Origin of the sequence: Pyxidicoccus fallax (assembly GCF_012933655.1) — a bacterium.
GTDB classification, from domain to species: domain Bacteria; phylum Myxococcota; class Myxococcia; order Myxococcales; family Myxococcaceae; genus Myxococcus; species Myxococcus fallax.
Genome location: NZ_JABBJJ010000427.1, coordinates 1 through 9,335 on the forward strand (window position 1 = coordinate 1; position 9,335 = coordinate 9,335).

Consider the following 9,335-nt stretch of genomic DNA (forward strand, 5'->3'; position numbering starts at 1 on the left):
CCCCTGGGCCGCCGCCCTCGCTGGAGGAATCATTCCTCCACGACGCCCCTTCTACCGGAGGCGGCCGACACGGCAGTGAGGATGGGGCCCACGCCCGATGAGGGCCTGGCGGGTCATCCGGCTGCGTGCGCCTGGTTCCAGCCATGGGCGGCCGAGGGGGGGCCTGACACGAGCACGCGGGCTCGGGAGTCACGCGGTGCCGCGGGACGGCGCCCTGACCGCGACGGATGCCGCGAAGGGCACCTGGCTCCAAGCTCACGACGAGGGAGGGAATCGCCGAGGCAATAACGATTCGCGCCCCGAAACCATCACCGAGCCGCGCCCAGGCGCGGACTGAAGCGAGACGTTTGGCTCGTCAGGGCTTTGCCCTCTGCCACCGGACTCCGCACCTCAGGCCGTCGGCGAATGCGTGCCCGTCACATCAAGGGAACATGACGTTGCCCAGGATGACGGTGCGCTGGCCCTCCGTGTCCAAGAGCGACAGCGTGAAGGGACCCTGCGCCTCCGTGGGTTTCGCTTCCGCTTCGACCACGATGTGTCCAGGTTCATCCGGGACACCTGTCGCTTGTTGCCACACGCGCACAATTCGCAGAGGCGTCCCCGTCTTGTCCTCCAGTGAGGCGCTCTCCATCTGCCAGCGCTGGGCGCCGAGATGGGTGACCTCCAGCGCGACCGCGACCCGCTTCGCGGCGCGGTAGGTCCAGGCTTCCGTGGCCTTGAGTGCATTGCGCGGGTGCGGGATGAGCTCACGCACCACGTCTCGGGTTGTGACGCCCGTGCGCGTGAGGTGCTTGGCCACCAGCAGGTGGGCCAGGGCGTCTTCTTGCGCGGGGGACAGCCGTTGTCGTTCCAGTTCCTGAATACATCGCTGGTGCTCCACGCGCAGTTGCAACAACTCCTGCTGGTAGGACTCCAAGGAGCGCGGGCGACGGTGGACTTCCACCTGCCGTTCGGCCAGCGACTGGGGCACCACCCTGAGCAGGAAGGTGGTGCTCGTGGGGGCAGCGCCATCCGCGAAGTGTGCTGTCAGGCGGACCTGCTCCAACTCGCTCAAGGGCTCAGAGGGTACGAGGGTGAGGACAGGGCCATCCACGCCCACGGCCCTGAAGCGCTCGCGGTGGGCTACCTCGATCCGGCTGGGTGGCAGGTCAAAGAGCAACACGGTCGCGACACCCGGGCTGACGCGCACCTCGGGAGGCTCCGCGGAGCGTTCCGCCAGCAGTTCCACATGCCGTGTACCCGTGGTGGGAAGGTCTGGTGTGGGCTGGGCGAGGGTCGCACGCGCGGAGAGCAAGGAAATCACCAGGATGGTGGCGCAGCGGGAACCGGGCACGAACGAGACCTCGGGAGCGTGACAGGCAGCAGGGGCCTCAATCGAAGTGATCAACCGCTATGACGTAGTGCCTGGACCAGACGCGAGCGGTTCCTTCGCCATAGCCATCGGGCTCGATGGGGGTGCCGAGCTTCCAGCGCTGGTTTTCGACCGACATGATTTGAAAGCACACGGGAATGCGCTCTCCACTCTTCTTGAGATACCCCTCCGTGTAACGGCCATAGACGCGGTCACCGAGGAAGAGCTGCCCGGCCAACGTGCCCGCCTTGAGCAGGCCGAGGGACGCGCCCACCTGCACGCGCACCCTCTGCTGATCGCGCACGGTGACGACCTGCTCCGATTCACTCAGGCCGACGAAGGAAACGCCTCCTTCTGCGCCCAGCTTGATGCCCAGCTTCGCCATGGCCTCCACCGCGCCGGGAGGACACGACTCCGGCGACGGAGGCGGGGGACGCAGTTGAGAACTGCTGCCGGCGCACGCCAGCCCCGTGCACACGGCGGCGGCCTTCACGACACGGGACAGCGACTTGAGCGCGCGCGGCTTCGTGGGCGTCGCGGGCGCATCAGACGTCTTCTTCTCGTTCACGGGCACGGCTTCCTCCTGCGGTGACGCCGCCGAAGTGGCGACGGCCGCGGGTGGGAGCACAGCGAGAGGCGGCGCCGCGGCCCGTTCACTCTCCGGCGGCGCTCCCGCTGGAGCCACTTCCCGGCCGGCCACCGCGCCAGTCATCGCACCCGTCAGGTCCACGAGGCGCGCGGAGGGCTGCCAGTCCAGGCTCAGCAACACCGCCAGCCCCAGCCCCAGCGTCATGCCCACCACCGCCCAGACACGGAACAGCACCTCCCCCCGGTGAGGCGGCTTGGACGTGGTGGCCAGTGGTGCCCGTACTTCCAGCGCGGACTCCCCCACCGCGGCCAGTCCCGCGCCGTCCAGTGGCACCATCGTGGGCCTCGGGCGCCGTCCCCGGCGCGGGGGGCCCACCGCGTCCACGCCCTGACGGACCCACGCCTCCAGCGCCTCACGGCTGTCCTCCCACGATGCCTCCGAGTCCCTCGCGTCCTCCCGCCTCCACGCCCCTCGGCCGTCATCCACCGGCCCCTCCGAGAAGGGCTCGCCCAGCGGGACATCCCAGCTCACATCCGCCCGGGCCAGCACCGCCTCCGCGTCGTCCCCCAGCCGCCTCGCGTCGCCGCGTGCCTCCGGGTGCTTGGAGAGCAGCCGCATGCACAGCCCGCTCAGCTCCAGCGGCACCCGCGGATTGAGCACGTGCGGCGCGACGGGCTCGTGCGTGATGACCGCCTCCACCTCGGTGGACGTCTCCACCGCGGGGAACGGATGCCGCCCCGTCAGCACCCAGTAGAAGACGACGCCCAGCGCGTACAGGTCATCCCCGGGCGTGGACATGTACCGCTCGCGCTGCCCCGGACGGCTGTCCCGGCGGAAGGCCAGCGCCTCCGGACTGCGGTACCGCGGCGTCCCCGGTGGCAGCACTCCCGACGTGAGGCGCGGTGCTCCCGCGTAGTCCCCCACGCCGTAGTCCACCAGCACGGGCTCCCCATCCGCGTCCCGCACCACGATGTTGGACTCCTTGATGTCCCGGTGCAGCACCGCCGCCGCGTGCGTCGCCTCCAGCCCCCGCGCCATGCCCCGCAGCAGCTCCGCCGCCCGCCGCGCGCTCGGGTTCTCCTCCTCCACCCACTGGCCCAGCTGGCGCCCCGGCACGTACTCCATCGCCAGGTAGAACCCTCGCGGCGCCCGCTCCGGGTACACCCCGCACCCGCGAAAGCCCACCACGTTGCGGTGCTTCAGGCGCAGCAGGATGGCCACCTCCCGCTCCGCCCACCCTCCCAGGTGCTCCAGCGATTGGAGCTTGAGCGCCACCACCTCGCCCCCTCGCGAGGCCCGGTACACCACGCCGTACCCGCCCTCGCCGAGCAGCCCATCCACCGTGTACCCGGCGAGCTCGCCCCCCAGCGGAGGCTCCAGGATGTGTGGACCGCTCATAGAGCCCCCGGTGCCGGGCGCATTCGGCAGACAACCCCGAGAATGGGCCGAACCTAGCAGAACCCACCAGGTCTCCGCATGGGTGGGAGCGCGGCACCCGAAGCTCCCACCCCGACGGAACACCCCGGCCGGCCCGGAACGTCACCCTCCCCGGCCGGGGTGGCGGGGAGACACGCGCGGCTTCCCCCCCGGGGCCGCGCGCGCTCCCGCCTTCCTACAGTCAGGCGCCGCAGTCGGCGAAGCAGCTGTTGTAGGTGGTGCCGGTGCCGCGGCTCTCGCTGACCTGGCACACGCCGTCGCCGCACGTGTGGATGTCCTGCGAGCGGATGCGCGTGGTGACGGGCCGGTACACCTTCCCGTTGTACGAGCACTCGGCGTAGTACGGCTGCGCATCGCCGTTGACGTAGGCCCGCGTGCAATACGAGCTGCACGAGCCCACGTGGACGATGGGCGAGCAGTTGGTGGTCGACGCGCTCCACGTCAGGCCGCACGCGCGCGACGAGCTCTGCGTCGAGGCGAGGGGCGCGTGGTCGGTGGCCACGTAGCTCCCCGTGTTGTCGAAGAGGTTGCCGAAGAAGCACGCCTCCCGCTCGCCGTACGTCGTCAGCTCCGAGGACGTGTACGGAATCGCCGTCCCCTGCGCGGAGCGGCCCAGCACGGAGATGGAGACGTGGATGCCGAACTTGTTCGCGTGCGCCGCGAGGCACGCGGACACCACTTCCTGCTCCGCCTGCGTCGCCACCTGTCCGGAGGCCCAGCCCGGTGCCAGGCCCAGGGAGCCCGCCCAGGTGTACGTCGTCCCCGTGGCGGGATTGGTGAAGGTGCGCGTCTGCCCCGCTGGCACCGCGCACCTCACCACGTACTCCATCACCGCCGCCGAGTTGGCCGTGTCCTGGTTGAACCACGTGGAGAAACCATTCGTGGACAAGCCATTCGTCGACAGGCCATTCGTGGACAAGCCATTCGTCGACAGGCCATTCGTGGACAAGCCATTCGTCGACAGGCCATTCGTGGACAGCCCGTTGTCACTCTGCTGCTCAGACTGCTGGACCCCCAACGTCTCGGGTGCTTCTTCCGGCCCGTCCATGGGCCCGCATCCCGCCGCCCCCACCGCCATCGTCAGACTCAGGAGTCCCCGGTGGAGCCACCGGCGGCTCGGGGTGAGGCTGACATTGCTACGAATTCCAGACTGCGAGGCTGGTGTGTGGCGCATCTGACTTCCCCCCGTTGCGACGGCCGATGCGGCTGGCCGCCTGATGCCCACCAGTTCCAGCGTGCCCAAACAAAAACGCTATCGCTGGCAGGTGAGGGAAGTGTGACGGGGGTGGTCGGTGCGATGAAATGCGACCACACTGCAAAACTGCCGTCCGGGTCCAAACTCAGACACGCGGTATGTGTAATGCCCGACTTCTGCGACTAAGGGTGATCCCGTATTAACAGTTCGTCCGGGCTTCCCAGGAGCTACTCGGGTTCTGGGAATTCCAGGGCGAGCGAGGCGGCGGGGGTGAGGGCGAAGCCGTCGGGGGTGCGCAGGCGCCAGGCGCCGACGTCGGTGACGGGGCCGCCGACGACTTCGGACTCGCCGGAGTCACCGCGCGTCTCGGCCTGGCCCAGGTGCATGCACAGGTGGACCTGGGCGCTCACGGGCTCGGCGAGGCGCTGGGCGGCCTGCTGGAGGATGCGCAGCGAGTTCTCCGCCTCGCGCAGGTAGGCGGTGCGCTCGGGGCTGGGAGCGCCATTCTCCAGCGGGTGCACGGCGAGCAGGGTGGTGCCGGACTGGAGCGCGAGGAGGAAGCCGCCGCCGCGCAGGCCCTGCTCGAGTCCGTCCAGCACGTCCGCGAGCACGGCGTACACCGCGTCGTCGTCCTGGCCGGTGGCGGCGAGCACCACCTCGCAGTGGACGGCGAGCGCCAGCCGGGTGCGGCGGGCGGGCTGCACGGGCTCCTCGGCGGCCTCGCTGAGGGCGGCGAGGAAGACGCCCACGCTGGCGTAGCGGCGGCCGCCGTCCTTCTCCAGGCAGCGCAGCACCACCGCGTCCACCGCGGGGGACACGGGGGCGATGGCGCTCGGCCGGGGCGCGGGGGCCTCCAGGTGCAGCCGCTCCAGCTCCATGCGGTCCTCGCACTGGAAGGGGTAGCGGCCGGTGAGCAATTGGTGCAGCAGCACGCCCAGCGCGTAGATGTCGGTGTGCGGGCCAATGGGGCCGCCGCGGAACTGCTCGGGCGCCATGGCGTGCGCGGTGCCCAGCCGCTGGCCGGCGATGGTGAGGCCCTCCTGCGCTGGCTCCGCGTGCAGGAGCTTGGCGATGCCGAAGTCCAGCAGCTTCACCCGGGGCCGCTCGCCCTCCTCCATCACCAGCACGTTGCTGGCCTTCAAGTCCCGGTGGACGACGCCCGCGCGGTGCGCGGCCTCCAGCGCCGCGCAGACGGGCTCGAGGTACGCCAAGGCGCGCGAGGCGGACAGCCGGCCTCGCTCCTGGACGACCTGGCTCAGCGTGCGCCCCGTGAGCAGCTCCATGACGTAGTAGGGGCTGCCGTCCGGCATCAGGCCGAAGTCGTACACGTCCACGATGTTGGGGTGGCGAATCTGGTTCACCACCCGCGCCTCGCGCACGAAGCGCTTGAGCATCTCGCCCTGGTCCGCCAGGTGAGGGTGCAGCACCTTCACCGCGGCCCGGCGGCCGAGGATGCGGTGCTCGGCTTCGTACACGCTGCCGTGCCCACCCGAGGCCAGCAGGGCCTTGAGGACGTACTCCCCGGCCAGCGTCCCGGGGCCACGCTCAGACCGGGACGTCTCTCCGCGCTCCCTTTCGAAGGAGCTGAGGTCCGACCGGGCCTGGATGCGGAAGGTGCTCTCGGAATCCGCCGCCATGGGTGGACGACCCTACCACTTTTCCCCCGGCCACTTCTGCACAGGCCGGGCCTCGGGGGCTTGTCGCGCCGCGCCACCAGCATCCAGGCGTTCACCATTCATCAACCCGGGGCGTCTCTGCGGGCCGGGTGTCGTCTGGAATATGCTCGGGGTTCCCACGAGGCCCGGGGGGATTGGACTGCCAGGGCTCGGGACTGCTGGATTTCGCGTGTGGCGACACACGTAGAGGCAGAGGCCGGGGATGGGTGGGCAGGTAGGACCCGAACGTGGGTGCCGGGGGGCATCGACATGACGACGCTGGACGACCTCACCACGTGCGCGGGCCTCGCGCTGGCTCCGCCGTCATCGACGGGTGCGTGCCTCATCCTCATCAGCACCACGACGCCGGCCGCCATCGGCAAGGCGTACCGGCTGGAGCCGGGCGAGCACGTCATCGGCCGCGGCTCCGAGGCCACGGTGCGCATCGACGACCACGGCGTGTCGCGCAAGCACGCGCGCATCATCCGCACCGACGACGGCGCGTGCCACGTGACGGACCTGGAGTCCACCAACGGCACGCTGCTCAACGGCGTGCCCGTCACCACCGCCGAGCTGCAGGAGGGAGACCGGCTCCAGATCGGCACCGTCACGGTGTTCCGCTTCTCCAAGCGCGAGGTGCTGGAGCAGCGCGAGGAGCAACTGCGGCAGGCCCTGTCCGCGGCGCGCGTGGGCATCTGGGACTGGAACGCGCAGAGCGGCCGGGTGACGTGGAGCGAGCAGGTGGACCGGCTGCTGGGGCTGGCGGTGGGCAAGCTGTCCGGCCGCGCCATGGACCTGGAGGAAGTGGTCCACGCGGCGGACCTGCCCCGGGTGCGCGAGGCGCTGAAGGTGGCGCTGGAGAAGAAGACGCAGGTGGACGTCGAGTACCGCATCGAGCCCAAGGGCAGCGCGCTGCGCTGGATTTCCTGCAAGGGTGACGTGCTGTGCGACGCGACGGGCACGCCCTCGCGGGTGACGGGCACGGTGATGGACATCACCGCGCGCAAGCTGGCGGAGCAGGAGCTGCAGCGCCAGTCGCTCATCTTCGAGAGCATCTACGACGGCGTGGTGATTACGGACCTGGGCGGCTGCATCATCGACTGGAACACCAGCGCGGAGCGCATGTTCGGGCGCAACAAGTCCGAGGCGGTGGGACAGACGCTCTTCAGCGTGCTGCACCCGGGTGAGGCGGACCGGCTGACGGCGGCGGTGCTGGCGGGGCTGGAGAAGCAGGGGCGCTGGTCCGGCGAGCTGGAGTTCCGCCGCAAGGACGGCAACACCTGCTGGTGCGAGTCCGTGGTGGTGCCCCTGCGCGACAGCGAGGGGCGCGCCATCGCCAACATCATGGTTCACCGCGACACCACGGAGCGCAAGCAGCTGCAGGCGCACCTGGTGGTGGCGGACCGGCTGGCGTCGGTGGGCACGCTGGGCGCGGGCGTGGCGCACGAAATCAACAACCCGCTGGCGTACATGATGGTGAACCTGCACCTCATCCGCGAGGGGCTGGAGCGGCTGGAGGCCCAGGCGCCCGCGGCGCCCATCGCCTCGCTGCAGCAGCTGGTGCGCGAGACGACGGAGGGCGCCGAGCGCATCGCGAGCATCGTGCGTGACTTGAAGGTCTTCGCGCGCGGCGAGCAGGAGCAGCGGCTGATGCCGGTGGACGTGCGCCGGGCGGTGGAGCTGGCGTGCAAGATGGCGGACAACGTCATCCGCCACCGGGCGCGGCTGGTGACGGAGTTCGAGCCGGTGGCACCGGTGGAGGCCAGCGAGTCGCGGCTGTGTCAGGTGTTCCTCAACCTGCTGCTCAACGCGGCGCAGGCGATTCCGGAGGAGGGCTCGCGGGAGCACGAGATTCGCGTCGTCATCCGCTCGGGCGAGCGGGGGCGGGTGATGGTGGAGGTGCGCGACACCGGCGTGGGCATGACGTCGGAGGTGCTGGACCGCATCTTCGACCCGTTCTTCACCACCAAGCCGGTGGGCGTGGGCACGGGGTTGGGGCTGTCCATCTGCCACGGCATCATCGAGTCCATGGGCGGCGTCATCCAGGCGGAGAGCGAGCCGGGCCGGGGCAGCACCTTCCGCGTGGAGCTGCGCGCGGCCACGCGCGAGCTGGAGGTGGTGCCGAGGCTGGCCGCGGCGATGCACTCCAACGCGCGGGCGCGCATCCTCGTGGTGGACGACGAGCCCAACGTGACGCTGGCGCTGCAGCGCTCGCTGGCGGCGGACCACGAGGTGGCCACGGCCAACAGCGCCCAGGCCGCGCTGCGGCTGGTGAGCGAGGGTGGGCGCTATGACCTCATCCTGTGTGACGTGATGATGCCCGGGATGACGGGCATGGACCTGTACAACGAGCTGGGCCGCTGCGCCCCGGAGCAGGCTGGACGCATGGTGTTCATGACGGGTGGTGCCTTCACCCCGCGCACGGTGAACTTCCTGCGCGACGTGCCGAACCTCAAGATTTCCAAGCCGCTGGACCTCACGCAGTTGCGCGAGCTGGTGGGCCGCTCCGCCGAGGCGGGGCGATGAGCTCCCAGGCGACGCCCGCCGTGTCCGCGCTTTCCTCGCCCGAGCCGCGCCCGCCGCTGACCGCCGTGGCCCCCGTGGTGGCCGAGGCTCCCGAGCCCCGGGAGCTGACAGCGCGCGCGCTGGGCGTGGGCCTGCTCATCGGTGGGCTGCTGGCCGTCACCAACGTGTACATGGGGCTGAAGACGGGCTGGTGGGAGAGCGGCTCCATCACGGCGGCGGTGCTGGGCTTCAGCGCGCTGGCGACGGTGTCGCGACGGCGGGGTGTGCCGTACACGCCGCTGGAGAACAACATGACCCAGTCCGCCGCGTCGTCGGTGGGGGCGATGCCGGCGGCGGCGGGCCTGTTGGGCGCGCTGCCCGCGCTGGCCATGCTGGGCGTCTCCGTGCCCGGCTGGGGCGTGGCCGCGTGGAGCGTGGCGCTGGGGGCGCTGGGCGTGCTGGCCGCGCACCTGGTGCGCAAGCGGCTGGTGGCGGAGGAGGCCCTGCCGTTCCCCACCGGCATCGCCACCGCGGAGCTGATTACCCTCATGCACGCGCCCTCCCAGGCGGAGGCGGAGCGCAGCGCCCGGCGCGGGTGGCGGG

Annotated in this window: 6 protein-coding genes; 2 read left to right on the forward strand and 4 right to left on the reverse strand. The window is 70.7% G+C overall.

Features of this window, described 5'->3' with window-relative positions; translation table 11 throughout:
• Positions 1 to 421: 421 nt before the first annotated feature.
• The 4 genes from HG543_RS47605 to HG543_RS47620 form a co-directional block, all read right to left on the reverse strand.
• Positions 422 to 1,333 (reverse strand): DUF2381 family protein, encoded by a 912-nt coding sequence (locus tag HG543_RS47605; protein WP_169351611.1) that lies wholly within the window; start codon positions 1,331 to 1,333, stop codon positions 422 to 424.
• Positions 1,334 to 1,370: 37 nt separating this feature from the next.
• Positions 1,371 to 3,338 carry a serine/threonine protein kinase gene (locus tag HG543_RS47610; RefSeq protein ID WP_169351612.1) on the reverse strand — a complete coding sequence of 656 codons (1,968 nt, stop codon included), beginning with the start codon at positions 3,336 to 3,338 and terminating at the stop codon, positions 1,371 to 1,373.
• Between the two features lie 220 nt (positions 3,339 to 3,558).
• Positions 3,559 to 4,551, reverse strand: a complete 993-nt coding sequence (locus tag HG543_RS47615) for a hypothetical protein (protein WP_169351613.1) — start codon at positions 4,549 to 4,551, stop codon at positions 3,559 to 3,561.
• A gap of 248 nt (positions 4,552 to 4,799) precedes the next feature.
• On the reverse strand, positions 4,800 to 6,209 hold the full coding sequence (locus tag HG543_RS47620) for a serine/threonine-protein kinase (protein ID WP_169351614.1): 1,410 nt from the start codon (positions 6,207 to 6,209) through the stop codon (positions 4,800 to 4,802).
• Between the two features lie 288 nt (positions 6,210 to 6,497).
• Between HG543_RS47620 and HG543_RS47625 the strand changes: the two genes are divergently transcribed.
• Positions 6,498 to 8,753, forward strand: coding sequence for a serine histidine kinase EspA (locus HG543_RS47625; RefSeq protein WP_169351615.1), 2,256 nt, complete (start codon positions 6,498 to 6,500; stop codon positions 8,751 to 8,753).
• Positions 8,750 to 9,335 (forward strand): OPT/YSL family transporter (locus tag HG543_RS47630; RefSeq protein ID WP_169351616.1); only part of this gene is annotated, 586 nt, incomplete at its 3' end. The genes HG543_RS47625 and HG543_RS47630, both read left to right, overlap by 4 nt.